Origin of the sequence: Escherichia ruysiae (assembly GCF_031323975.1) — a bacterium.
GTDB lineage: Bacteria > Pseudomonadota > Gammaproteobacteria > Enterobacterales > Enterobacteriaceae > Escherichia > Escherichia ruysiae.
Genome location: NZ_JAVIWS010000001.1, coordinates 670,402 through 694,173 on the forward strand (window position 1 = coordinate 670,402; position 23,772 = coordinate 694,173).

General features: G+C 50.8%; 22 protein-coding genes. 10 read left to right on the plus strand and 12 right to left on the minus strand.

Annotated features, from left to right (window positions below; all coding sequences use genetic code 11):
• Positions 1-7: 7 nt before the first annotated feature.
• The gene (dadA, locus tag RGV86_RS03435) at positions 8-1,306 is read right to left on the minus strand and encodes a D-amino acid dehydrogenase (RefSeq protein ID WP_001266918.1); all 1,299 of its coding nucleotides are present in this window, start codon (positions 1,304-1,306) and stop codon (positions 8-10) included.
• Positions 1,307-1,635: 329 nt separating this feature from the next.
• Here dadA and RGV86_RS03440 point away from each other — a divergent pair, with 329 nt between their 5' ends.
• The gene (locus RGV86_RS03440) at positions 1,636-3,168 is read left to right on the plus strand and encodes a SpoVR family protein (protein ID WP_000190825.1); all 1,533 of its coding nucleotides are present in this window, start codon (positions 1,636-1,638) and stop codon (positions 3,166-3,168) included.
• Between the two features lie 144 nt (positions 3,169-3,312).
• Here the strand turns inward: RGV86_RS03440 and fadR are convergent, their stop codons facing one another.
• Entirely contained in the window at positions 3,313-4,032 is a 720-nt protein-coding gene (gene fadR, locus RGV86_RS03445) for a fatty acid metabolism transcriptional regulator FadR (RefSeq protein WP_010350948.1), read from the minus strand.
• Positions 4,033-4,253: 221 nt separating this feature from the next.
• Here fadR and nhaB point away from each other — a divergent pair, with 221 nt between their 5' ends.
• Together nhaB and dsbB are read left to right on the plus strand one after the other, a co-directional pair.
• Positions 4,254-5,795, plus strand: a complete 1,542-nt coding sequence (gene nhaB / locus RGV86_RS03450; protein WP_000406374.1) for a Na(+)/H(+) antiporter NhaB — start codon at positions 4,254-4,256, stop codon at positions 5,793-5,795.
• Positions 5,796-5,940: 145 nt separating this feature from the next.
• Entirely contained in the window at positions 5,941-6,471 is a 531-nt protein-coding gene (gene dsbB, locus RGV86_RS03455) for a disulfide bond formation protein DsbB (protein WP_000943446.1), read from the plus strand.
• 87 nt (positions 6,472-6,558) lie between these two features.
• On the opposite strand, the gene ruvB is transcribed toward dsbB, so the two are convergent.
• Both ruvB and ruvA read right to left on the minus strand, forming a co-directional pair.
• A complete protein-coding gene (gene ruvB, locus RGV86_RS03460; protein WP_000568522.1) occupies positions 6,559-7,569 on the minus strand; it encodes a Holliday junction branch migration DNA helicase RuvB in 1,011 nt (336 codons plus the stop codon).
• 8 nt (positions 7,570-7,577) lie between these two features.
• Positions 7,578-8,189, minus strand: coding sequence for a Holliday junction branch migration protein RuvA (gene ruvA, locus RGV86_RS03465; RefSeq protein WP_000580342.1), 612 nt, complete (start codon positions 8,187-8,189; stop codon positions 7,578-7,580).
• Between the two features lie 275 nt (positions 8,190-8,464).
• On the opposite strand from ruvA, the gene RGV86_RS03470 reads away from it, so the two are divergent.
• Positions 8,465-9,067, plus strand: coding sequence for a YebB family permuted papain-like enzyme (locus RGV86_RS03470; RefSeq protein ID WP_085460796.1), 603 nt, complete (start codon positions 8,465-8,467; stop codon positions 9,065-9,067).
• A gap of 1 nt (position 9,068) precedes the next feature.
• Here the strand turns inward: RGV86_RS03470 and ruvC are convergent, their stop codons facing one another.
• The 4 genes from ruvC to aspS are packed head-to-tail and all read right to left on the minus strand — an operon-like array spanning position 9,069 to position 12,612.
• The gene (gene ruvC, locus RGV86_RS03475; RefSeq protein ID WP_001295503.1) at positions 9,069-9,590 is read right to left on the minus strand and encodes a crossover junction endodeoxyribonuclease RuvC; all 522 of its coding nucleotides are present in this window, start codon (positions 9,588-9,590) and stop codon (positions 9,069-9,071) included.
• Between the two features lie 34 nt (positions 9,591-9,624).
• Entirely contained in the window at positions 9,625-10,365 is a 741-nt protein-coding gene (locus tag RGV86_RS03480; RefSeq protein WP_085460797.1) for a YebC/PmpR family DNA-binding transcriptional regulator, read from the minus strand.
• Positions 10,366-10,394: 29 nt separating this feature from the next.
• Complete coding sequence (nudB, locus tag RGV86_RS03485; RefSeq protein ID WP_077629663.1) at positions 10,395-10,847, minus strand: dihydroneopterin triphosphate diphosphatase; 453 nt, start codon at positions 10,845-10,847, stop codon at positions 10,395-10,397.
• Positions 10,840-12,612, minus strand: a complete 1,773-nt coding sequence (gene aspS / locus RGV86_RS03490; RefSeq protein ID WP_001258658.1) for an aspartate--tRNA ligase — start codon at positions 12,610-12,612, stop codon at positions 10,840-10,842. Before aspS ends, nudB begins: the two co-directional genes overlap by 8 nt.
• Positions 12,613-12,922: 310 nt before the next feature.
• Here aspS and RGV86_RS03495 point away from each other — a divergent pair, with 310 nt between their 5' ends.
• From RGV86_RS03495 to cmoB, 5 genes are read left to right on the plus strand one after another with little or no spacing between them, the layout of a single operon-like run.
• Positions 12,923-13,489, plus strand: coding sequence for a hydrolase (locus RGV86_RS03495; protein WP_085460798.1), 567 nt, complete (start codon positions 12,923-12,925; stop codon positions 13,487-13,489).
• Positions 13,486-14,304, plus strand: a complete 819-nt coding sequence (locus RGV86_RS03500; protein ID WP_085460799.1) for a DUF72 domain-containing protein — start codon at positions 13,486-13,488, stop codon at positions 14,302-14,304. The genes RGV86_RS03495 and RGV86_RS03500 overlap by 4 nt, the downstream gene beginning before the upstream one ends.
• 52 nt (positions 14,305-14,356) lie before the next feature.
• Complete coding sequence (locus RGV86_RS03505) at positions 14,357-14,752, plus strand: MAPEG family protein (RefSeq protein WP_010345040.1); 396 nt, start codon at positions 14,357-14,359, stop codon at positions 14,750-14,752.
• A 40-nt stretch (positions 14,753-14,792) separates the two neighbouring features.
• The gene (gene cmoA, locus RGV86_RS03510; protein ID WP_000019591.1) at positions 14,793-15,536 is read left to right on the plus strand and encodes a carboxy-S-adenosyl-L-methionine synthase CmoA; all 744 of its coding nucleotides are present in this window, start codon (positions 14,793-14,795) and stop codon (positions 15,534-15,536) included.
• On the plus strand, positions 15,533-16,504 hold the full coding sequence (gene cmoB / locus RGV86_RS03515) for a tRNA 5-methoxyuridine(34)/uridine 5-oxyacetic acid(34) synthase CmoB (RefSeq protein WP_000564729.1): 972 nt from the start codon (positions 15,533-15,535) through the stop codon (positions 16,502-16,504). Before cmoA ends, cmoB begins: the two co-directional genes overlap by 4 nt.
• Before the next feature lie 34 nt (positions 16,505-16,538).
• Here the strand turns inward: cmoB and torZ are convergent, their stop codons facing one another.
• From torZ to RGV86_RS03535, 4 genes are all read right to left on the minus strand, one after another.
• Positions 16,539-18,968: a trimethylamine N-oxide reductase TorZ gene (torZ, locus tag RGV86_RS03520; protein WP_137598298.1), complete on the minus strand. Its 2,430-nt coding sequence runs from the start codon at positions 18,966-18,968 to the stop codon at positions 16,539-16,541.
• A gap of 24 nt (positions 18,969-18,992) precedes the next feature.
• On the minus strand, positions 18,993-20,093 hold the full coding sequence (locus tag RGV86_RS03525) for a NapC/NirT family cytochrome c (RefSeq protein ID WP_085460800.1): 1,101 nt from the start codon (positions 20,091-20,093) through the stop codon (positions 18,993-18,995).
• Between the two features lie 389 nt (positions 20,094-20,482).
• A complete protein-coding gene (cutC, locus tag RGV86_RS03530) occupies positions 20,483-21,229 on the minus strand; it encodes a copper homeostasis protein CutC (RefSeq protein WP_001185707.1) in 747 nt (248 codons plus the stop codon).
• 13 nt (positions 21,230-21,242) lie between these two features.
• Positions 21,243-21,809, minus strand: coding sequence for a VOC family protein (locus tag RGV86_RS03535; protein WP_085460801.1), 567 nt, complete (start codon positions 21,807-21,809; stop codon positions 21,243-21,245).
• Between the two features lie 214 nt (positions 21,810-22,023).
• On the opposite strand from RGV86_RS03535, the gene argS reads away from it, so the two are divergent.
• The gene (gene argS, locus RGV86_RS03540; RefSeq protein WP_085460802.1) at positions 22,024-23,757 is read left to right on the plus strand and encodes an arginine--tRNA ligase; all 1,734 of its coding nucleotides are present in this window, start codon (positions 22,024-22,026) and stop codon (positions 23,755-23,757) included.
• Positions 23,758-23,772: the final 15 nt, after the last annotated feature.

A 23,772-nucleotide genomic window follows, 5' to 3' on the forward strand; every position in this document is an offset into this window, starting at 1 on the left:
CGATTCCTTAACTGTGCGCGCCATGTAAATGGCCTGGACGTGATGGCGTAAATCCACGACTGTAGCGCGCTACACTTAGATCCTCATACGGGATCGCTGGCGTGCGGCCAGAAAGCAGATCGCTTAACAACTGACCAGAACCGCAAGCCATCGTCCAGCCAAGCGTACCGTGACCGGTATTCAGCCACAAATTTTTGAAGCGTGTACGCCCCACAACCGGCGTGCCATCTGGCGTCATCGGACGTAGCCCCGTCCAGAACGTGGCCTGCTCAACATGGCCGCCGCGCGGATAAAGGTCGCGAACCACCATCTCCAGCGTTTCACGACGCGGTTGCAACAGCTCGGTGTTAAAGCCAACAATTTCCGCCATTCCGCCAACGCGGATACGGTTATCGAAACGGGTAATGGCGATTTTGTAGGTTTCATCAAGAATGGTGGACACCGGCGCACCGTCTTCCTGCGCAATCGGAATGGTCAAAGAATAACCTTTCAACGGATAAACCGGGATATCGACAATGCCCTTGAGCATCGCCGTCGAGTAAGAGCCAAATGCCATAACATACGCATCGGCCTTAATTACTTCACCACCACACTTCACACCATAAATCTGCTCGCCGTCACAAAGCAGCTGATCGACTGGTGTATTAAAGCGGAATTTTACCCCCGCCTGTTCCGCCATGCTCGCCAGATTCTGGGTAAAGAGCTGACAGTCACCGGTTTCGTCATTGGGTAGTTGCAGGCCACCAGTCAGTTTGTGCGCAACTTCCGCCAGCGCAGGTTCAACTTCCGCCAGGCGACTGGATTCCAGTAACTTATATGGCACGCCTGCATCTTCCAGTACGGCGATATCGCGAGTAGCGTTTTCATACTGTTGTTCAGTGCGGAACAGTTGCAGCGTCCCGCCCTGCCGTCCTTCATACTGAATATTGGTTTCGGCGCGCAATGTTTTCAGGCAATCACGGCTGTATTCCGCCAGGCGCACCATCCGACCTTTGTTTTCCATATAGTGGCTGGTGTCACAGTTACGTAACATTTGCCACATCCATTTCAACTGGAATTGCGTACCATCGAGACGAACCGCCAGCGGCGCATGTCGCTGGAACATCCATTTAATCGCTTTTAAAGGCACGCCTGGCGCCGCCCACGGCGCGGCATATCCAGGAGAAATTTGCCCGGCATTTGCTGCGCTGGTTTCAAGTGCTGCCCCAGGTTCCCGATCAATGACGGTGACCTCGTGTCCAGCCTGATTTAAATACCAGGCGCTGGCAACGCCTACCACACCACTTCCCAGTATGACAACTCGCATAGCCACTCCGATAACGGTAGATACAGTAAAAGAACAATAATCTAATTACATCTTGATAACCCAGATGAAAATATTATTCAACATATGGCTTTTTTATGGTGAGCTGGCTCACATCTCCCTGACTTTGCGGGAATATGGCGTCTTTGGTATCTCCTGCTGGTCGCGCTTTATATCCAGCAGAAAATTCCGTTCAAAAGCTAATTATTGGCACTCCGATAATAAGAAATCGCAAAGAAAAAAATTCTCCAGCGACGCGGTTTTTAACTGGTGTTCTATGCTTGAAATGAGGTGTTCCACACAGAGAGCGCCGACAACAATGAGGTGCGCGTATGGCGACGATCGATTCTATGAATAAGGACTCCACACGTTTGAGCGATGGACCTGACTGGACATTCGACCTGCTGGATATTTATTTGGCAGAGATAGACCGGGTGGCAAAACTCTACCGGCTGGATACCTACCCGCACCAGATTGAAGTAATTACATCAGAGCAAATGATGGATGCCTACTCCAGCGTCGGTATGCCAATTAACTATCCGCATTGGTCGTTTGGTAAAAAGTTTATTGAAACCGAGCGTCTGTATAAGCACGGTCAGCAAGGGCTGGCCTATGAAATCGTCATTAACTCTAATCCGTGTATCGCTTATCTGATGGAAGAGAACACCATTACCATGCAGGCACTGGTGATGGCACACGCCTGTTATGGCCACAACTCTTTCTTCAAAAACAATTACTTATTCCGTAGCTGGACCGATGCCAGTTCGATTGTCGATTACCTGATTTTCGCCCGCAAATACATTACCGAGTGCGAAGAACGCTATGGCGTTGATGAGGTAGAAAAGCTGTTGGATTCGTGCCATGCGCTGATGAACTACGGTGTGGATCGTTATAAACGCCCACAAAAAATCTCGCTGCAAGAGGAGAAAGCCCGGCAGAAAAGTCGCGAAGAGTATCTGCAGAGCCAGGTCAATATGCTCTGGAGAACGCTGCCTAAGCGCGAGGAAGAGAAAACCGTTGCCGAAGCGCGCCGCTATCCGTCCGAGCCACAAGAAAATCTGCTCTATTTTATGGAGAAAAATGCACCGCTGCTGGAATCATGGCAGCGTGAAATCCTGCGTATTGTACGTAAAGTGAGCCAGTATTTTTATCCGCAAAAACAGACTCAGGTGATGAACGAAGGCTGGGCGACCTTCTGGCACTACACCATCCTTAACCATCTGTATGATGAAGGGAAAGTGACCGAACGTTTTATGCTGGAGTTCTTGCATAGCCACACCAATGTGGTCTTCCAGCCGCCCTATAACAGCCCGTGGTACAGCGGAATTAACCCGTATGCCCTCGGATTTGCTATGTTTCAGGATATTAAACGGATTTGTCAGTCGCCAACGGAAGAAGACAAATACTGGTTCCCGGATATCGCCGGTTCCGACTGGCTGGAAACGCTGCATTTCGCGATGCGTGATTTCAAAGATGAGAGCTTTATCAGCCAGTTCCTGTCACCGAAGGTAATGCGTGATTTTCGCTTCTTCACCGTGCTGGATGACGATCGGCATAATTATCTGGAGATTTCCGCCATTCATAATGAGGAAGGTTATCGGGAGATCCGTAACCGTTTATCGTCGCAATATAACTTAAGTAATCTGGAGCCGAATATTCAGATCTGGAACGTGGATTTGCGCGGCGACCGTTCGCTGACGCTGCGTTACATTCCACATAACCGCGCACCGCTGGATCGGGGGCGTAAAGAAGTGCTGAAGCATGTACATCGCCTGTGGGGATTTGATGTGATGCTGGAACAGCAAAACGAAGACGGCAGCGTCGAGTTGCTGGAACGCTGCCCGCCAAGAATGGGGAATCTATAAAAAAACCCCTCCTCATTTGAGGAGGGGGCATTTTTGCCGGATGCGGCGTACACGCTTTATCCGCCTGCAAAGCATCACAAATTCAATAGTCCAGATAAGCATAGCGCATCAGGCAACTATGCGTTGGTCATCAGTATGGATGGATTAACGCCCCTGAATGGCTAAATCACCCGGCAGGTTTTTCTGCATCCGGTGCCAAATCTCGCCACTCTCATGCCCATAACGGCGTACTGTTTCGTAAACCTGATCGTGAGCACCTTCACTGCACAACGCAGACAGCTTGTGGTAGAAGCCCAGCGCCAGACTACGCGCTTCCGGATTGGCGAAATAGTGACGACCAATGCGCGTATACAACCCTTTCATTCCGTTAAGGATCAGACCATAAATCGGGTTACCAGAGGCAAACGCCAGACCGCGAAAAATGTTGTAATCCAGATCAGCAAAGGCGTCTGCGTGATCGGCCACTTCATTAGCCGTTGCCAGCACTTCCTGCGCTTTATCAGGATGCTGACGAAACGCGGTGCGAATAAAAATGGTCGAAATATTGGTGCGCACTGACAGCAAATTATCTATGAGTTGCGGTACACTTTCGTGATCCAGTCGCGCCAGCGTCTCAAGGATATTCAACCCGGAGGTTTCCCAGAAATTATTCACCTTCGTCGGTTTGCCGTGTTGAATGGTCAGCCAGCCGTCTCGCGCCAGGCGCTGTAACACTTCGCGTAACGTCGTTCTCGTTACACCAATTAATTCTGAAAGTTCACGTTCTGCGGGCAAAATAGTCCCGGGTGGGAAGCGGTTATTCCAGATACTTTCAATAATGTACTCTTCCGCGAAACCCGCCGGGCTTTGCGCCTTAATGACCATAGTGAGATTTCCATAACACAGCAAAACAAAGTTGGACTCATCATACCAGAGGGCTAACAACGCTGATAGCAGACAAAAAGAAGAAAAAAGGGATCAAGGCTTCATTTTCTGTATCTCTTTCCCCTTGACTATCAAGACTTGCCTCGCTCCCCCCTGACCGTTAAGCTTTGCGTTCTAACATAAAAACATCATTTATTATTTGTAAGGTAAGGGAAACCATCATGGAGATCTCCTGGGGCCGCGCGTTATGGCGCAATTTTTTGGGTCAGTCACCTGACTGGTACAAACTTGCCCTTATTATTTTCTTAATTGTTAACCCATTAATTTTCCTCATCAGCCCCTTTGTTGCTGGCTGGCTGCTTGTCGCGGAATTTATTTTCACTCTGGCGATGGCTCTGAAATGCTATCCGCTGCTCCCCGGCGGTCTGTTGGCTATCGAAGCTGTCTTCATCGGCATGACCAGTGCGGAACACGTCCGTGAAGAGGTGGCGGCAAATCTTGAAGTCTTGCTGTTACTGATGTTTATGGTGGCGGGCATCTATTTTATGAAACAGCTTCTGCTGTTCATATTTACCCGTTTACTGTTAAGCATTCGCTCCAAAATGCTGCTGTCGCTCTCTTTTTGCATGGCGGCGGCGTTTCTCTCTGCGTTCCTCGATGCCTTAACCGTCGTTGCCGTAGTGATCAGTGTTGCAGTTGGTTTTTATGGCATTTATCACCGCGTAGCTTCTTCCCGCACCGAAGATACCGACCTGCAAGACGACAGCCATATCGACAAGCATTACAAAGTGGTTCTGGAGCAGTTCCGTGGCTTTCTGCGTAGCCTGATGATGCATGCGGGTGTCGGCACTGCATTAGGCGGCGTGATGACTATGGTAGGCGAACCACAGAACCTGATCATTGCCAAAGCTGCTGGCTGGCATTTTGGCGATTTCTTCCTGCGCATGTCACCGGTGACCGTCCCTGTCCTGATTTGCGGCCTGTTAACCTGCCTGCTGGTGGAGAAGCTGCGTTGGTTTGGCTACGGCGAAACGCTGCCGGAGAAAGTCCGCGAAGTGCTGCAACAGTTTGACGATCAAAGCCGTCTCCAGCGTACACGTCAGGATAAAATTCGTCTGATTGTCCAGGCGATTATCGGCGTCTGGCTGGTCACCGCGCTGGCTTTGCATCTGGCAGAGGTCGGCTTGATTGGTTTGTCTGTCATTATTCTGGCGACATCACTGACCGGTGTAACTGATGAACATGCTATCGGCAAAGCCTTCACCGAGTCTCTGCCATTCACCGCACTGTTGACGGTCTTTTTCTCGGTAGTGGCGGTGATTATCGACCAACAACTGTTCTCCCCAATTATCCAGTTTGTATTGCAGGCATCAGAACACGCTCAGCTATCGCTGTTCTATATCTTCAACGGTTTGCTGTCTTCCATTTCGGATAACGTCTTTGTAGGGACGATTTATATCAACGAAGCAAAAGCGGCAATGGAAAGCGGCGCGATTACACTGAAGCAATATGAACTGCTGGCAGTCGCCATTAACACCGGAACCAACCTGCCCTCCGTCGCCACGCCGAACGGACAGGCTGCGTTCTTATTCCTGTTGACCTCAGCACTCGCGCCATTAATACGTCTTTCTTATGGCCGCATGGTGTGGATGGCTCTGCCCTACACTCTCGTACTGACCCTCGTCGGATTACTCTGCGTAGAGTTTACGCTTGCTCCTGTAACTGAATGGTTTATGCAAATGGGGTGGATTGCAACGCTTTGATAACAACTTACCGGGCATATTTATGCCCGGTTTGCCTTTCCGCCCGATAATTGTTCAATTACATCCTATTTTTACTCCCTCCTGGTGGCGCAACGAATGAATTGGTTTAAACTGCGCATTCGATGCATATTGCAGGGAAATTATTATGTTGCGATTTTTGAACCAATGTTCACAAGGCCGGGGGGCGTGGCTGTTAATGGCATTTACCGCTCTGGCTCTGGAACTGACGGCGCTGTGGTTCCAGCATGTGATGTTACTTAAACCTTGCGTGCTCTGTATTTATGAACGCTGTGCGTTATTCGGCATTCTGGGCGCCGCGCTGATTGGCGCTATCGCCCCGAAAACTCCGCTGCGTTATGTGGCGATGATCATCTGGCTGTATAGTGCTTTTCGTGGCGTGCAATTAACTTACGAGCACACCATGCTCCAGCTCTATCCTTCACCGTTTATGACCTGTGATTTCATGGTTCGATTCCCGGACTGGCTGCCGCTGGATAAATGGGTGCCACAAGTGTTTGTCGCCTCTGGCGATTGCGCTGAGCGTCAGTGGGATTTTTTAGGCCTGGATATGCCGCAGTGGCTGCTCGGTATTTTTGTTGCTTACCTGATTGTCGCAGTGCTGGTGGTACTCTCTCAGCCGTTTAAAGCGAAAAAACGTGACCTGTTTGGTCGCTAATCAATTCGGCGCTCCTGCGGGAGCGCCTGTCTGGCTTCACCTTGCCGAGAGCTTAATATTGGATGCGGTGCAGACGCCTTGCCCGGCCTACGGCATTTCTGGCGGCGTAATCCCGAAGTGGTTCCACGCACGCACTGTCGCCATACGCCCGCGCGGCGTCCGCTGCAAAAAGCCCTGCTGAATCAAATAAGGTTCCAGCACATCCTCAATAGTTTCACGCTCTTCGCCAATGGCCGCTGCCAGGTTATCCAGGCCAACCGGCCCACCGAAGAATTTATCGATCACCGCCAGCAATAACTTGCGATCCATATAATCGAAACCTTCAGCATCAACGTTCAGCATATCCAGCGCCTGAGCAGCGATATCCGCCGAGATGGTGCCATCATGCTTCACTTCGGCGAAATCTCGCACACGACGCAGCAGGCGGTTGGCGATACGTGGCGTACCTCGCGCCCGGCGAGCCACTTCCAGCGCGCCATCGTCACTCATCTCAAGCCCCATAAACCGTGCGCTACGACTGACGATATATTGCAAATCAGGCACCTGGTAAAACTCCAGGCGCTGCACAATACCGAAACGGTCACGCAGTGGCGATGTCAATGAACCAGCACGCGTTGTCGCGCCAATCAGGGTGAACGGGGGGAGATCGATTTTAATTGAACGCGCTGCCGGGCCTTCACCAATCATAATATCCAACTGGTAGTCTTCCATGGCTGGATACAGCACTTCTTCCACCACAGGCGAAAGACGGTGGATCTCATCAATAAACAACACATCGTGTGGTTCAAGGTTGGTGAGCATCGCCGCCAGATCACCCGCCTTTTCCAGTACCGGGCCGGACGTGGTGCGTAAATTGACGCCCATTTCATTGGCGACGATGTTGGCAAGTGTGGTTTTACCCAGACCCGGAGGACCAAAAATCAATAGATGATCAAGGGCATCGCCGCGCAGTTTCGCCGCTTTGATGAAAATTTCCATCTGTGAACGAACCTGCGGCTGACCAACATACTCTTCCAGTAGTTTGGGGCGAATGGCGCGATCTGCCACATCTTCCGGCAAAGTCGTACCGGCAGAAATCAGACGGTCTGCTTCAATCATCCTTTACCTCATAACGCGGCGCGCAGGGCTTCGCGAATTAATGTTTCACTGCTGGCATCAGGGCGAGCGATTTTGCTCACCATGCGGCTGGCTTCTTGTGGTTTATAGCCCAGCGCCACCAGCGCAGCAACAGCTTCCTGTTCGGCATCGTCGGTTGCCGGGCTTGCCGGTGAGGTCAATACCAGATCGGCAGCCGGTGTGAACAGATCGCCATGCAGACCTTTAAAGCGATCTTTCATTTCAACGATCAGGCGTTCAGCAGTTTTCTTACCAATGCCCGGTAATTTCACCAGTGCCGCAGGTTCTTCACGCTCAACGGCATTTACAAACTGCTGCGCTGACATACCCGAGAGGATAGCCAGTGCCAGTTTCGGTCCCACGCCGTTAGTTTTGATCAACTCTTTAAATAACGTGCGCTCTTGTTTGTTGTTAAAACCATACAGTAGCTGCGCATCTTCACGCACCACAAAGTGGGTGAAAACAATCGCTTCCTGGCCCGCTTCAGGGAGTTCATAAAAACAGGTCATCGGCATATGCACTTCATAGCCTACGCCGCCCACTTCAAGTAACACCAGCGGGGGTTGTTTTTCCAGAATGATGCCTCTCAGCCTGCCTATCACATGACGCTCCTGCGTAATGAATCAAAGATAAGGCTGTATGATAAAAAAATGCTGGATAGATATCCAGCGAAGGATGAAGAAAAATTGCGAGTCGTCTCGATGAACTGAAAAATGGCGCAGTATAATTGATCCGCTAAGCCATATTTATAATAAATATTTTAATGTTAAATATTTAGTGGATAAATCTGCAAAAAAAAATAAACCTTTCTGCTCCTGCAAAAAAATATTTTTTATGGTATTACGCATATTCATATTTATTTCAATGGAATGACAAAGTGAAAATTAATTACCCTTCTGAATATGAAGTTGACGATATTGTATTTACATGTATAGGTGCTGCATTATTTGGTCAAATATCTGCCGCATCAAATTGCTGGAGTAATCACGTCGGGATCATTATCGGTCATGACAGCGATGATTATCTGGTCGCAGAAAGCCGTGTTCCCCTTTCCACCATAACCACACTGTCCCGCTTTATTAAACGCTCTGCTAACCAACGCTATGCAGTAAAGCGATTAGGTGCCGGGCTAACAGAACAGCAAAAACAACGGCTGGTAGAACAGGTTCCCTCCCGGCTACGCAAGCTCTACCATACCGGTTTTAAATACGAATCTTCCCGCCAGTTCTGTTCAAAATTCGTTTTTGATATTTATAAAGAGGCGCTATGTATCCCGGTGGGTGAAATAGAGACATTTGAAGAACTGTTAAACAGCAATCCGAATGCAAAACTCACCTTCTGGAAATTCTGGTTTTTAGGTTCGATTCCGTGGGCGCGTAAAACGGTCACTCCAGCGAGTTTGTGGCATCATCCGGATCTGGCGTTAATACATGCAGAAGGAGTAGTAACGCCTCAGCAAGAACTGACCGAGGCGGTATAACTTAACGCAGTCGCCCGCGAGCCAGATTCAGCCTCGATTCGCTCATCTGCATCGCATTCTGGCTGACATGGCAGTGGGTGATGGCAATCGCCAGCGCATCGGCGGCGTCCGCCTGTGGGTTGGCGGGTAGTTTTAGCAAAGTGCGCACCATATGCTGCACCTGGCTTTTTTCGGCACTACCAATACCTACCACCGTTTGCTTTACCTGACGTGCCGCATATTCAAATACTGGCAATTCCTGATTCACCGCCGCCACAATCGCCACGCCGCGTGCCTGCCCCAGTTTCAGGGCAGAGTCGGCATTCTTCGCCATAAAGACTTGTTCGATTGCGAAATAATCAGGCTGGAACTGGGTGATGATTTCCGTCACGCCCGCATAGATGAGCTTCAGACGAGACGGTAAATCATCCACTTTGGTGCGTATGCATCCACTGCCCAGGTAGGACAGTTGCCTGCCCACCTGACGGATAACGCCGTAGCCAGTAACGCGCGAACCCGGGTCAATACCGAGAATAATAGCCATCACGCGTCTCCGTTTTGTTGTTTAGCCGGCCTCATCAGAGGGTCGCTGCAACCTCATCAGAGATCTCACCGTTATGGTAAACTTCCTGCACGTCGTCACAGTCTTCCAGCATATCGATCAGACGAATCAGTTTCGGTGCAGTTTCTGCATCCATATCGGCTTTGGTTGACGGGATCATGGAAACTTCTGCGCTGTCTGCTTTCAGACCTGCCGCTTCCAGTGCATCACGTACTTTACCCATCTCTTCCCATGCAGTGTAGACGTCGATTGCGCCGTCATCATAGGTCACAACGTCTTCTGCACCTGCTTCCAGCGCCGCTTCCATGATGGTGTCTTCATCACCTTTCTCGAAGGAGATCACACCTTTTTTGCTGAACAGATAGGCTACGGAACCGTCAGTACCGAGGTTGCCGCCACATTTGCTGAATGCGTGACGCACTTCAGCAACAGTACGGTTACGGTTGTCAGACAGACATTCAATCATGATTGCAGTGCCGCCAGGACCGTAACCTTCGTAGATGATGGTTTCCATGTTCGCATCATCATCACCGCCCACACCACGTGCAATTGCGCGGTTCAGAGTGTCACGGGTCATGTTGTTAGACAGTGCTTTATCAATGGCCGCACGCAGACGCGGGTTAGCATCCGGATCGCCGCCGCCCAGTTTAGCTGCGGTCACCAGCTCACGAATGATTTTAGTGAAGATTTTACCGCGCTTAGCATCCTGCGCGGCTTTACGATGTCTGGTGTTGGCCCATTTACTATGACCTGCCATAAAAAATATCTCCAAATAGCCCTGCCTGTTCAGGCAGCGTTAATTACATACTCTTCAATCGCCTGCCGGTTGCTCCACGACTTAGTGAGCGCCGCTGCTGCGGGCGCATCAAGCCACTTGTAGGCCAAATGTTCAGTAAAAACAATCTGGCGTTCGTGCGGGAGCGCAAGACAGAACCATGATTCTGTATTGCGCATCACACCCGGCGCATAGCGATGACGCAAATGTGAAAAAATTTCAAACTCTACCGTGCGTTGACAGTCAATTAAGGTCAGTTGTTCAGCGACAACATCAATGGTGACCTCTTCCTTTACTTCGCGCATGGCAGCTTGCGGCGCGGTTTCACCCTCTTCCACGCTGCCGGTTACCGACTGCCAGAAATCGGGATCGTCACGCCGCTGTAACATCAGCACCCGTTTCGTATCTTGTGCATAGATGACCACTAAGATCGAAACGGGACGCTTATAAGTCATATCAATTATTCTCAGCCTTCTTCACAACCTGAATGCTCAGCTCAGCCAGAGCCGTCGGGTTAGCAAAGCTCGGTGCTTCAGTCATCAGACACGCTGCCGCTGTGGTTTTCGGGAAGGCGATAACGTCACGGATGTTGTCAGTGCCGGTCAGCAGCATGGTCAGACGGTCAAGGCCAAATGCCAGACCTGCGTGCGGCGGAGTGCCATATTTCAGGGCGTCGAGCAGGAAGCCGAATTTCTCGCGCTGTTCCTCTTCGGTGATACCCAGAATGCCAAATACAGTCTGTTGCATATCACCATTATGGATACGCACAGAGCCACCGCCCACTTCGTAACCATTGATGACCATATCATAAGCGTTCGCCACCGCATTTTCCGGTGCCGCTTTCAGCTCGGCAGCAGTCATGTCTTTCGGTGCGGTGAACGGATGGTGCATCGCGGTCAGGCCGCCTTCGCCGTCGTCTTCAAACATCGGGAAGTCGATAACCCACAGCGGCGCCCATTTGCTTTCGTCGGTCAGACCAAGGTCTTTACCCACTTTCAGGCGCAGTGCGCCCATCGCGTCGGCAACAATTTTCTTGTTGTCGGCACCGAAGAAAATCATATCGCCATCTTGCGCGGCAGTACGATCCAGGATGGCTTCAATGATTTCAGCATTGAGGAACTTAGCTACCGGGCTGTTGATACCCTCCAGACCTTTCGCACGTTCGTTAACTTTGATGTAAGCCAGACCTTTCGCGCCATAGATTTTGACGAAGTTACCGTATTCATCGATCTGCTTACGGGTCAGCGATGCACCGCCCGGAACACGCAGAGCAGCGACGCGGCCTTTCGGATCGTTCGCTGGACCCGCGAATACCGCAAATTCAACAGATTTCAGCAGATCGGCAACGTCGGTCAGTTCCATCGGGTTACGCAGATCCGGTTTATCGGAACCGTAACGGCGTTCGGCTTCCGCAAAGGTCATTACCGGGAAATCGCCCAGATCCACGCCCTTCACTTCCAGCCACAGATGACGCACCAGAGCTTCCATTACCTCACGCACTTGCGGCGCGGTCATGAAAGAAGTTTCCACATCGATCTGGGTAAATTCTGGCTGACGGTCAGCACGCAGGTCTTCGTCACGGAAGCATTTGACTATCTGATAATAGCGGTCGAAACCGGACATCATCAGCAACTGTTTGAACAACTGCGGAGATTGCGGCAGCGCGTAGAATTTGCCTTTATGCACACGAGAAGGCACCAGGTAGTCACGCGCGCCTTCCGGCGTCGCTTTGGTCAGCATCGGGGTTTCGATGTCGAGGAAGCCGTGGTCGTCCATAAAACGGCGCACCAGGCTGGTAATTTTTGCACGGGTTTTCAGGCGCTGAGCCATTTCCGGGCGACGCAGATCAAGATAGCGGTATTTCAGACGCGCTTCTTCGGTGTTGACGTGGTTAGAGTCAAGCGGCAGAACGTCTGCGCGGTTGATGATGGTCAGCGAGGACGCCAGCACTTCGATTTCGCCGGTCGCCATATCGCGGTTGATATTTTTTTCGTCACGCGCACGCACGGTGCCCGTTACCTGAATGCAGAACTCATTACGCAGTTCAGAGGCCAGCTTTAACGCGTCCGCACGATCCGGATCGAAAAATACCTGCACGATACCTTCGCGGTCGCGCATATCGATGAAGATCAGGCTACCAAGATCACGACGACGGTTGACCCAACCACACAGAGTCACCTGCTGCCCCACGTGGGACAAACGGAGCTGTCCACAATATTCTGTACGCATGAGATATCCCTTAACTTAGCTGCCGGCGGACGTCCCCTGCTGCGCAGGTGACCTAAGTCGCAGCGTTAGCTGTATGTCACAACTGAATGAAAAAAGGCGGCTATTATACTGGAAATTCTGCCGCACCGTAAGAGTCTGGCCCGCTCTGGAACGACTCGTTACCACTTTATATCAGGCCTGAAATCAGACTCTACCCTTGTTTGCTATAAAGGTGTTGCCTGAGCACATAAAAATTAACAAAATTTGTCGTTCTGCCATCGGCTAATCGCATTAAGGTGAGAGGCTCGATTTTGTTTTATCTGGAGTCATCATGCTTGAACTGAATGCTAAAACCACTGCGCTGGTGGTGATTGATTTACAAGAAGGCATCTTACCGTTTGCCGGTGGTCCGCACACTGCTGAAGATGTCGTTAATCGCGCCGGGAAGCTGGCGGCGAAATTTCGAACTAACGGTCAGCCTGTGTTTCTGGTGCGCGTCGGCTGGTCTGCCGATTACGCCGAAGCATTAAAACAGCCAGTTGATGCTCCCTCACCTGCCAGAACGTTACCGGAAAACTGGTGGCAACATCCTGCGGCGTTAGGTGCAACTGACAGCGATATCGAAATCATCAAACGTCAATGGGGGGCGTTTTACGGTACGGATCTGGAGTTGCAATTACGCCGTCGTGGCATTGACACCATCGTCTTATGTGGGATCTCGACCAATATCGGTGTCGAATCAACTGCCCGCAATGCCTGGGAGCTGGGCTTTAATCTGGTGATTGCCGAAGACGCCTGTAGTGCAGCCAGCACCGAACAGCACAATAACAGCATCAACCATATCTACCCGCGCATTGCCCGCGTGCGTCGCGTGGAAGAGATCCTCAACGCATTATGATTTACATCGGTCTGCCGCAATGGTCGCATTCAAAATGGGTGCGTTTGGGGATCTCCAGCCTGGAAGAGTATGCCCGCCACTTTAACTGTGTGGAGGGCAACACCACCCTTTATGCTCTGCCAAAGCAGGAAGTGGTTCTGCGTTGGCGCGAGCAGACCACCGATGATTTTCGTTTTTGTTTTAAATTTCCGGCAACCATTTCGCATCAGGCAGCATTGCGGCATTGCGATGATTTAGTGACTGAATTTTTGACCCGTATGTCGCCGTTAGCGCCGCGCATTGGCCAATACTGGCTGCAATTGCCCGCCACGTTTGCTCCACGGGATTTGCCTGCGCTATGGCACTTTCTCGATTCTCTTCCTGGCGAATTTACCTATGGTGTGGAAGTCCGCCATCCGCAGTTTTTCACCAAAGGCGAAGAAGAACAAACGCTTAATCGAGGTTTGCATCAACGCAGCGTTAATCGGGTGATTTTAGACAGCCGTCCGGTTCATGCAGCACGTCCGCATAATGAAGCCATTCGCGATGCGCAACGGAAAAAACCGAAAGTTCCGGTACATGCCGTGTTGACGGCAAAGAATCCGCTGATCCGTTTTATCGGTAGCGATGATATGACACAAAACCGGGAATTATTTCAGGTCTGGTTGCAAAAATTAGCGCAATGGCAACAGACCACCACGCCTTATCTTTTCCTGCATACACCTGATATCGCCCAGGCACCGGAACTGGTACATACTCTGTGGGAAGACTTGCGTAAAACACTCCCAGAGATCGGAGCAGTTCCGGCTATTCCACAGCAATCTTCTCTTTTCTGAAATTGCCACCTATCATAGACAAGTGCCATCGGCCATTTTAAAGGGAGTTTGTATGGTAAGCGCGCTGTATGCCGTTTTAGGTGCGTTGTTATTAATGAAGTTCTCTTTCGATGTTGTTCGCCTGCGTTTGCAATATCGCGTTGCCTATGGCGACGGCGGTTTTAGCGAACTACAAAGCGCCATTCGCATTCACGGTAACGCGGTGGAATATATTCCCATCGCGATTGTGTTGATGCTGTTTATGGAAATGAATGGCGCAGAAACCTGGATGGTGCATATTTGCGGCATCGTTTTGCTTGCTGGTCGTCTGATGCATTATTACGGTTTTCATCACCGTCTGTTCCGCTGGCGACGTTCCGGCATGAGCGCCACCTGGTGTGCGCTGTTGCTGATGGTGCTGGCGAATCTTTGGTATATGCCCTGGGAGTTGGTTTTCTCCCTGCGTTAGCGCACAATACGCCACTTTCTTTTTCCCGGATTTTTACGTTATGTCTCACCGCGACACGCTATTTTCTGCCCCTATCGCCAGACTGGGCGACTGGACCTTTGATGAACGGGTAGCTGAAGTCTTCCCGGATATGATCCAGCGTTCCGTTCCCGGCTATTCCAATATTATTTCCATGATTGGTATGTTAGCCGAACGCTTCGTTCAACCTGGTACGCAGGTTTACGATCTGGGTTGTTCTCTGGGCGCGGCGACGCTCTCGGTGCGTCGCAACATTCATCATGATAATTGCAAAATTATTGCCATCGACAACTCCCCGGCGATGATCGAACGCTGCCGTCGCCATATCGATGCATACAAAGCGCCGACACCTGTAGACGTGATCGAAGGTGACATTCGCGATATCGCTATTGAAAACGCGTCAATGGTGGTACTGAATTTTACCCTGCAATTCCTGGAACCTTCCGAGCGCCAGGCGTTACTGGATAAAATTTATCAAGGGCTGAACCCAGGCGGCGCGCTGGTGCTTTCGGAAAAATTCAGTTTTGAAGATGCCAAAGTTGGTGAACTGCTCTTCAACATGCACCACGACTTTAAACGAGCCAACGGTTACAGTGAGCTGGAAATCAGCCAGAAGCGCAGCATGTTAGAAAACGTAATGCTGACCGATTCTGTTGAAACCCACAAAGCGCGTCTGCATCAAGCCGGGTTTGAACATAGCGAGCTATGGTTCCAGTGCTTTAACTTTGGTTCGCTGGTGGCATTAAAAGCAGAGGATGCTGCATGATCGACTTTGGTAACTTTTATTCTCTGATTGCCAAAAATCACCTTTCGCACTGGCTGGAAACACTGCCTGCGCAGATTGCTAACTGGCAGCGTGAACAGCAGCACGGTCTGTTTAAGCAGTGGTCAAATGCGGTGGAGTTTCTACCTGAAATTAAACCGTATCGTCTTGATTTATTGCATAGCGTGACGGCAGAAAGCGAAGAGCCGCTGAGTGCCGGGCAAATTAAACGCATTGAAACCCTGATGCGCAACCTGATGCCGTGGCGCAAAGGGCCGTTCTCGCTGTATGGCGTTAACATTGATACCGAATGGCGTTCCGACTGGAAATGGGATCGTGTTCTGCCCCATCTCTCTGATTTGACCGGGCGCACGATCCTCGATGTCGGCTGTGGCAGCGGTTATCACATGTGGCGCATGATCGGCGCAGGCGCGCACCTCGCGGTGGGGATCGACCCGACCCAACTTTTCCTCTGCCAGTTTGAAGCGGTGCGCAAACTGCTGGGTAACGATCAGCGCGCTCATCTGTTACCGTTAGGTATTGAACAGCTTCCGGCACTGAAAGCCTTTGATACCGTCTTTTCGATGGGTGTGCTGTACCATCGCCGTTCGCCGCTGGAGCATCTCTGGCAGTTGAAAGATCAGCTGGTGAATGAAGGTGAACTGGTACTGGAAACACTGGTTATTGATGGCGACGAAAACACGGTACTGGTGCCGGGCGATCGTTACGCGCAAATGCGTAATGTCTACTTTATTCCCTCGGCGCTGGCGCTGAAAAACTGGCTGAAGAAGTGTGGTTTTGTTGATATCCGCATTGCGGACGTGAGCGTCACTACAACAGAAGAGCAGCGTCGCACTGAATGGATGGTTACCGAGTCTCTGTCCGATTTCCTCGACCCGCATGATCCGGGTAAAACGGTAGAAGGTTATCCCGCGCCTAAACGCGCGGTGCTGATTGCGCGCAAACCGTAAAGATTAGCGCCCGTTTCCGGGCGCTATTCACGCCTTACGCCTGAACAGCTGGCTGATCAAACGCCGTTAACTTCGGCGCATTACCCGTATATTTTTCGATATACACCAGCGCAGAGTTACCGGCACAGGCATTCGCCAGCTGCGAGCTGGGGATATCCGCCGTTAACACGTTCGCACTGCCGTTTTTACATAAGCCATTTTCCAGATCTGGCCATGCACCTTCATGCACGCATACCACGCCTTTTTTGATCCCGTCAGTCACCACCGCACCTGTTAGTATCTGACCACGTTTGTTCCAGACACGCACCAGATCGCCATTCGCAATACCAAAGCGAGCAGCATCTTCGGTGTGAATAGTGATTGGTTCACGATCGGCAACCGCATATTTTTTACGCAGTTCCGCATAGTTAAGCTGACTGTGTAAACGATGTGCCGGATGCGCGGTCAGAAGCTGCAACTGCTTCTCGTCGGCGGTACCTTTCCACTCATCAGGCGCAAGCCAGGTTGGGTGTGCCGGGCAATCCTTATAGCCAAATTTTTCCAGCGTTTTGGAGTAAATCTCAATTTTGCCGCTTGGCGTACCCAGCGCATTTTTCACCGGATCGGCGCGGAAATCGCCATAGCGAACATATTGCTCGTTCTTCTCGCTGCGGCGCATTTCAAGCAGTTTATTTTGCTGCCAGAAGGCATTAAACATCGGCATAGTGACGCGTTGCGCACGCGCACCTTTCTGAGCGGCATCATAGAAAAATTTCAGCCACGCCATTTCATCTTTACCTTCGGTATAGATCTCTTTTCCGCCAGGTTTCAGTAATTCAGCAAGATCGGCAAACACGTCAAAATCGTTACGTGCTTCAAACTGCGGCGCAACCACTTGCTTCATCGGTACGATGTGCTGGTTGCTGTAATCACCGGTCATCGTCAAGTCATTGCGCTCAAACGATGTGGTGATCGGTAATACGATATCCGCGTGTTTAGCTGCTGCCGTCCAGTAACATTCAGAAACGACGATCAGCTCTGGTTTCTGCCAGGCTTTGATCAGACGATTGGTATCCTGGTGATGGGTGAAATTACCGCCGCCAGCCCACCAGATCATTTTGATATTTGGGTAAGTTTGTTCTTTACCGTTGTGCTGATATTTGCCGCCAGGATTTTCCAGCGCATCGACAATACGGGCGACAGGGATCGCCGTCATTCCGCCATCATCAGCGGCCTCGCTGGCCTGTCCGGCAATCGCCGCAGACATTTCCGGCAGTACGCCGCCAACGCGTGTTGGATTACCACCGTTGGAGTAATGATAAGAGAAACCAAAGCCGCCGCCCGGCGTACCAATCTGCCCTAGCATGGCCGCCAGGGTCACCAGCATCCAGTGTTTCTGTTCACCGTATTGCTGGCGTTGGATTCCCCAGCCGGCCATCAGCATCGTGCGATTCGCCGCCATCAGTTCGGCGAGTTTGACTATCTGCGCTTCCGGCACACCGGTAATTTCCGCCGCCCAGGCCGCGCTCTTCGGCGTATTATCTTTCTTGCCTGTCAGATACTCTTCAAACTGCGGATAGCCAGTGGTGTATTTTTCAAGGAACGCTTTATCGTGTTTGCCTTGTGTCAGAAGGGTATGCGCAATCCCTAACATCAGCGCCACGTCAGTCCCCATATTCGGCGCGATCCAGGTAGCGTTGTCGCCAAAGAACTCGATCGTTTCGGAACGGATAGGATCAATGGCAATCACCGGTTTGCCGGATTTCTTCAGTTGATGGAAGTACTCCAGCCCTTGCTCATCGGTACTACTCCAGGCAATTTTTAAGGTATTCAGCGGGTTCATCCCCCACAGCACCACCACCTGGCTGTTTTCCAGAAGCAGCGGCCAGGAGGTCTGCTGTTCATAAACCTCCACGGAACCGACAACATGCGGCATGATCACCTGCGCTGCTCCGGTTGAGTAATCGCCACTATGTCCTGAATAACCACCCGCCAGATTCATATAACGTTGCAGTAAAGTTTGCGCTTTATGCAACACGCCAGAAGAACGCCAGCCGTAAGATCCGGCAAAAATGGCAGATGGTCCATTGGCCTTGCGAATGCGATCGTGTTGCTCATGAATCAGTTTTAATGCTTGTTCCCAGCTCACCTGAACGTAACTGTCGTCGCCACGACCTTTCGCCGGTTGCAGTGGATTATCGAGATAGCTTTTTCGCACCATCGGATGCTGAATACGCGCCGTGGTATGCACCTGATCCGCCGCCGTAGATTGCAAAGAGTTCGGGATGGTCTTCGCCAGCGCGCCTGTAGAAGAAACAATTTTACCGTCATTCACTTCTACGTTCATCGCTCCCCAACGGCCTGCGGTAAGAATTTTACCGCCCTTCTCTTCTGCCCATGCAGGTAACGGTACAGCCGATGTCACCACCAGCGCCCCTGCCGCAATACCGCTATGTTTAATAAACTCACGTCTTGTTAATGTCATAACTTCCTCCCTGATCAACGAGGATCACTGTTTCTCGGTAATATCTTTAGCGTTGTACTGGAAGTACCGCGTCAAAATATCCAGTTCGTTTTCGCTCATGCTGGTTCGCGCCCCCATCCCTTTGGCAATGGACGGCCATGCATTGACGGTGTAATGATCGGCGGCAATAGGTGCATGGCAACCAGCGCAATAGGTATCGTCGAGTTTTTCAGCGTATTGCCATAGCGGTTTACGATCCGCTAATGCAGGATCGGTAAGCGTCCCCTGTAATGACGCCTTACGCCATTGATTACCGTATTCGTCAGCTTTCCATTCCCCATTTACCGTTAGCGCCTTGATACCTTCTTCGCTTAGTGTGGCTAACGCCAGTCGTTGACCTGCCGCCAGGTAGAGCGTGTTTTCACTGCCCTGCATCTGATAACCCTGCAACAGGACGAGCGGCTGTTTGCCACTGGCATCAACAACCGTAAGATCGGTGCCTGGATTCACAGTAGCCAGTTCACCTATGCGGGAAGGTTTGAAAGGATAAATATGCGCGCCATTAGTCACTGATGTGGCGGCCTGACTTTCCAGTTCATGCGCCGCGTTGTCATCCATTTTTATTTCTGGCGGAAAATGGGCAATCCCTTTGTGGCAATCAATACACGTTTCGCCATCTTTTTGCGCTTTGGTATGCATTTTCTGCGCAGCTTCACTTTGCGATGCAATATCCATGGCATCAAAAGAATGGCAACTACGGCACGTTGCAGAGTCTGAGGCTTTTAATTCTTTCCACACTGTTTCGGCCATTTCCTGACGATGGGATTCGAACTTATCGTCGCTGTCTATTTTGCCGCTAACAAATTCATGATAAATATCTTTAGATGCTTTTAATTTAGCAAATAAATAATCCATTCCTGACTTTGGAATATGGCAATCGGCACATTCAGCACGAATACCTTTTTGATTAGAGAAATGGACAGTCCCCTGATATTCCTCAAACGGTTTGCTCATTGAGTGGCAGGAAAGACAAAATGCCGTTTCCGACGTTTTGTGCAACGTTTTTTGCGCCAACAATAACCCACCGCTACCCACCACTACTGCTATGAGCAGAAAAAATAACCCAATGCGTTTTTTCCCTCGCATAGATTCCTCTAATTAAATTCCAGTACACCGAACCAGCTGTATAAATAAATATACAACGAATTAATAACTCACTAAATTCGGCACAACACTGCCTGAAATAATCGACAAAGAATATGATTTATTGCAATTTAACCATTAATTATTAAAGAAGAAACCAGCCGTTATTTTTTAATATATATTTGGCAGTTTTAATAATTTAAATTACATAGTTAATATGAATATATATAACATTTTTAGTAGCATGATTTGGCGCGCTATTACGAAGTCGATATGACACGGCAACTGTTCATTTTTCATACTTCTCAAGGATAAAAAAAGGCCCCTGTTGAATGGGCAGGGGCCTGGTACGAGCAAGCATCATATTGGGCGACATGATGCAACGGTAAAAATCATTTGGCCTGATGGCGCTCAATGATTCCTTTCATTTCAGCAACCGCCGTCCCGTCTACGACATAACGCGAATACTCGTCCGCGTGTGCATCCGATGACATGGACAATCCCTGATTACGATAACGCATCGGTGAGGCTTGCCACGCTCCTGCAGAGCTATGGACTTCCAGCACCCCGGCATCGAGGAAATGGTGCAGGTTTTCTGCACGGACTCCTGCTCCGGCCATGATGATTGGAGCATCACCATAGGCAATAAGTTCCATAATTTTTGATAAACCTTGCAGTGCATCAGATTTTTGCCCCGATGTCAGCACCCTGGCAATGCCTAATTCAGCAAGGTTATTCAATGTATTTAAAGGGTTAGCGCACATATCGAAGGCACGATGAAAAGTGACGGCCAGCGGACCAGCAGCCGCCATTATTTTTTCCATTCGTGGCATATCGACATTACCATCAACATCCAGAACCCCCGTCACCAGTCCAGGAAATCCTAATTCACGCACTGTGCGGATATCTTCAAGAATGGCGGCAAACTCGCCGTCGCTGTAGCAAAAATCGCCACCGCGTGGACGGATGATCGGATGTACGGGGATCGTAACATGCTGGCGCACGGACTTCAGAACGCCCAGTGACGGCGTTAGCCCCCCTTCTTTCGGTGCCGCACACAATTCTATTCTGTCGGCACCGTTTTGCTGCGCCGTCAGCGCGCATTCCATGCTGTAACAGCAAATTTCCAGTAATGCCATTTTTGCTCCTTAATTACGCCGACTGCTCGCTGGCAACGATCTCTTCAATGGACCATGGATGAAATTTTATCGTCGTTTTGCCATCGGTGACCGCCAGCGTCGGATTCGGTAATCGTTCATGCTCACCTTTTGGCGAACTGGTTTTAACCGAGATCCCCGGCAGGCTTAGTCCTTCATCAGAAAGCAACGCCAGCGCGCGGGCATTCAGCGTTTCCGGCTCTCCTGGCAGAACAATTTCGATATGTTCCCAACCTTCATGCGGGTAGCGTTTTTCCCCTGGCCACGGCAACTCAACAATCGAAAACTGCCAGTGAGCAACCTGTACCGGTTCACGCAATTTAAACAGGCAAATCGGTCTACCATTGATCATATTTTCTGACAGGAGTTCGCCGCACTGTTCAAACCCGCGACGCCAGCGTTCAGCGGTGGCGTTTTGATGGCAACGCAAAGAAATGTGATCGGCAGTCAGCGGAGTAATATCCAGCCCCAGACGCCGTGAAAGTTCGTCTAATGCGTGGATAAATCGCGGTAAATCCGTTGCAATATCCAGCAACTCGTCGATAGATTGCCAGTTCGCCATAATCACTCTTCGTCTTCGGTAAAAGCGTTAATTTACCCTGTTGCCCTGCGCCAACCAACCGCTGATTTCACGCCGCTCCTGATGCAATAGTGAAAACAGCAATACGCCACGCGCACGTTGCTGACGAAAACAGCCATTTGCAGTATACTCCCGCCCTAATTTCTTTAACTGGTGCGGGCAATTTTTGCTCGCTTCATCAATGTAAGGTATTCCGGTGAATATTCAGGCTCTTCTCTCAGAAAAAGTCCGTCAGGCCATGATTGCGGCAGGCGCGCCTGCGGATTGCGAACCGCAGGTTCGTCAGTCAGCAAAAGTTCAGTTCGGCGACTATCAGGCTAACGGCATGATGGCAGTTGCTAAAAAACTGGGTATGGCACCGCGACAATTAGCAGAGCAGGTGCTGACTCATCTGGATCTTAACGGTATCGCCAGCAAAGTTGAGATCGCCGGTCCTGGCTTTATCAACATTTTCCTTGATCCGGCATTCCTGGCTGAACATGTTCAGCAGGCGCTGGCCTCCGATCGTCTCGGTGTTGCTACGCCAGAAAAACAGACCATTGTGGTTGACTACTCCGCGCCAAACGTGGCGAAAGAGATGCACGTCGGTCATCTGCGTTCCACTATCATTGGTGACGCGGCAGTACGTACTCTGGAGTTCCTCGGTCACAAAGTGATTCGTGCTAACCACGTCGGCGACTGGGGCACTCAGTTCGGTATGCTGATTGCATGGCTGGAAAAGCAGCAGCAGGAAAACGCCGGTGAAATGGAGCTGGCTGACCTTGAAGGTTTCTACCGCGATGCGAAAAAGCATTACGACGAAGATGAAGAGTTCGCCGAGCGTGCACGTAACTACGTGGTAAAACTGCAAAGCGGTGACGAATATTTCCGCGACATGTGGCGCAAGCTGGTCGACATCACCATGACGCAGAACCAGATCACCTACGATCGTCTGAACGTGACGCTGACCCGTGATGACGTGATGGGCGAAAGCCTGTACAACCCGATGCTGCCGGGTATCGTGGCGGATCTGAAAGCCAAAGGTCTGGCAGTAGAAAGCGAAGGCGCAACCGTCGTATTCCTTGATGAGTTCAAAAACAAGGAAGGCGAACCGATGGGCGTGATCATTCAGAAGAAAGATGGCGGCTATCTCTACACCACCACCGATATCGCCTGTGCGAAGTACCGTTACGAGACGCTACATGCCGATCGCGTGCTGTATTACATCGACTCCCGTCAGCATCAACACCTGATGCAGGCGTGGGCGATCGTCCGTAAAGCAGGCTACGTGCCGGAATCCGTACCGCTGGAACACCACATGTTTGGCATGATGCTGGGCAAAGACGGCAAACCGTTTAAAACCCGTGCTGGCGGTACAGTGAAACTGGCCGATCTGCTGGATGAAGCCCTGGAGCGTGCACGTCGTCTGGTGGCAGAGAAGAACCCGGATATGCCAGCCGACGAGTTGGAAAAACTGGCCAATGCCGTGGGTATCGGTGCGGTGAAATACGCGGATCTCTCCAAAAACCGCACCACCGACTACATCTTCGACTGGGACAACATGCTGGCGTTTGAGGGTAATACTGCGCCGTACATGCAGTATGCCTACACCCGTGTGTTGTCCGTGTTCCGTAAAGCAGAAATTAACGAAGAGCAACTGGCTGCGGCTCCGGTGATCATCCGTGAAGATCGCGAAGCACAATTGGCTGCTCGCCTGCTGCAGTTTGAAGAAACCCTCACTGTGGTTGCCCGTGAAGGCACGCCGCACGTGATGTGTGCTTATCTGTACGATCTGGCCGGTCTGTTCTCTGGCTTCTACGAGCACTGCCCGATCCTTAGCGCAGAAAACGAAGAAGTGCGTAACAGCCGTCTGAAACTGGCGCAACTGACGGCGAAGACGCTGAAACTGGGTCTGGATACGCTGGGTATTGAGACGGTAGAGCGTATGTAATCGCGTTATACCGCA

What these genes read in the sequence shown, in the direction of transcription:
- dadA (WP_001266918.1), bottom strand. Translation starts at nt 1,306, where the DNA reads ATGCGAGTTGTCATACTGGGAAGTGGTGTGGTAGGCGTTGCCAGCGCC.
- RGV86_RS03440 (WP_000190825.1), top strand. Translation starts at nt 1,636, where the DNA reads ATGGCGACGATCGATTCTATGAATAAGGACTCCACACGTTTGAGCGAT.
- fadR (WP_010350948.1), bottom strand. Translation starts at nt 4,032, where the DNA reads ATGGTCATTAAGGCGCAAAGCCCGGCGGGTTTCGCGGAAGAGTACATT.
- nhaB (WP_000406374.1), top strand. Translation starts at nt 4,254, where the DNA reads ATGGAGATCTCCTGGGGCCGCGCGTTATGGCGCAATTTTTTGGGTCAG.
- dsbB (WP_000943446.1), top strand. Translation starts at nt 5,941, where the DNA reads ATGTTGCGATTTTTGAACCAATGTTCACAAGGCCGGGGGGCGTGGCTG.
- ruvB (WP_000568522.1), bottom strand. Translation starts at nt 7,569, where the DNA reads ATGATTGAAGCAGACCGTCTGATTTCTGCCGGTACGACTTTGCCGGAA.
- ruvC (WP_001295503.1), bottom strand. Translation starts at nt 9,590, where the DNA reads ATGGCTATTATTCTCGGTATTGACCCGGGTTCGCGCGTTACTGGCTAC.
- RGV86_RS03480 (WP_085460797.1), bottom strand. Translation starts at nt 10,365, where the DNA reads ATGGCAGGTCATAGTAAATGGGCCAACACCAGACATCGTAAAGCCGCG.
- aspS (WP_001258658.1), bottom strand. Translation starts at nt 12,612, where the DNA reads ATGCGTACAGAATATTGTGGACAGCTCCGTTTGTCCCACGTGGGGCAG.
- RGV86_RS03495 (WP_085460798.1), top strand. Translation starts at nt 12,923, where the DNA reads ATGCTTGAACTGAATGCTAAAACCACTGCGCTGGTGGTGATTGATTTA.
- RGV86_RS03500 (WP_085460799.1), top strand. Translation starts at nt 13,486, where the DNA reads ATGATTTACATCGGTCTGCCGCAATGGTCGCATTCAAAATGGGTGCGT.
- RGV86_RS03505 (WP_010345040.1), top strand. Translation starts at nt 14,357, where the DNA reads ATGGTAAGCGCGCTGTATGCCGTTTTAGGTGCGTTGTTATTAATGAAG.
- cmoA (WP_000019591.1), top strand. Translation starts at nt 14,793, where the DNA reads ATGTCTCACCGCGACACGCTATTTTCTGCCCCTATCGCCAGACTGGGC.
- cmoB (WP_000564729.1), top strand. Translation starts at nt 15,533, where the DNA reads ATGATCGACTTTGGTAACTTTTATTCTCTGATTGCCAAAAATCACCTT.
- torZ (WP_137598298.1), bottom strand. Translation starts at nt 18,968, where the DNA reads ATGACATTAACAAGACGTGAGTTTATTAAACATAGCGGTATTGCGGCA.
- RGV86_RS03525 (WP_085460800.1), bottom strand. Translation starts at nt 20,093, where the DNA reads ATGCGAGGGAAAAAACGCATTGGGTTATTTTTTCTGCTCATAGCAGTA.
- cutC (WP_001185707.1), bottom strand. Translation starts at nt 21,229, where the DNA reads ATGGCATTACTGGAAATTTGCTGTTACAGCATGGAATGCGCGCTGACG.
- RGV86_RS03535 (WP_085460801.1), bottom strand. Translation starts at nt 21,809, where the DNA reads ATGGCGAACTGGCAATCTATCGACGAGTTGCTGGATATTGCAACGGAT.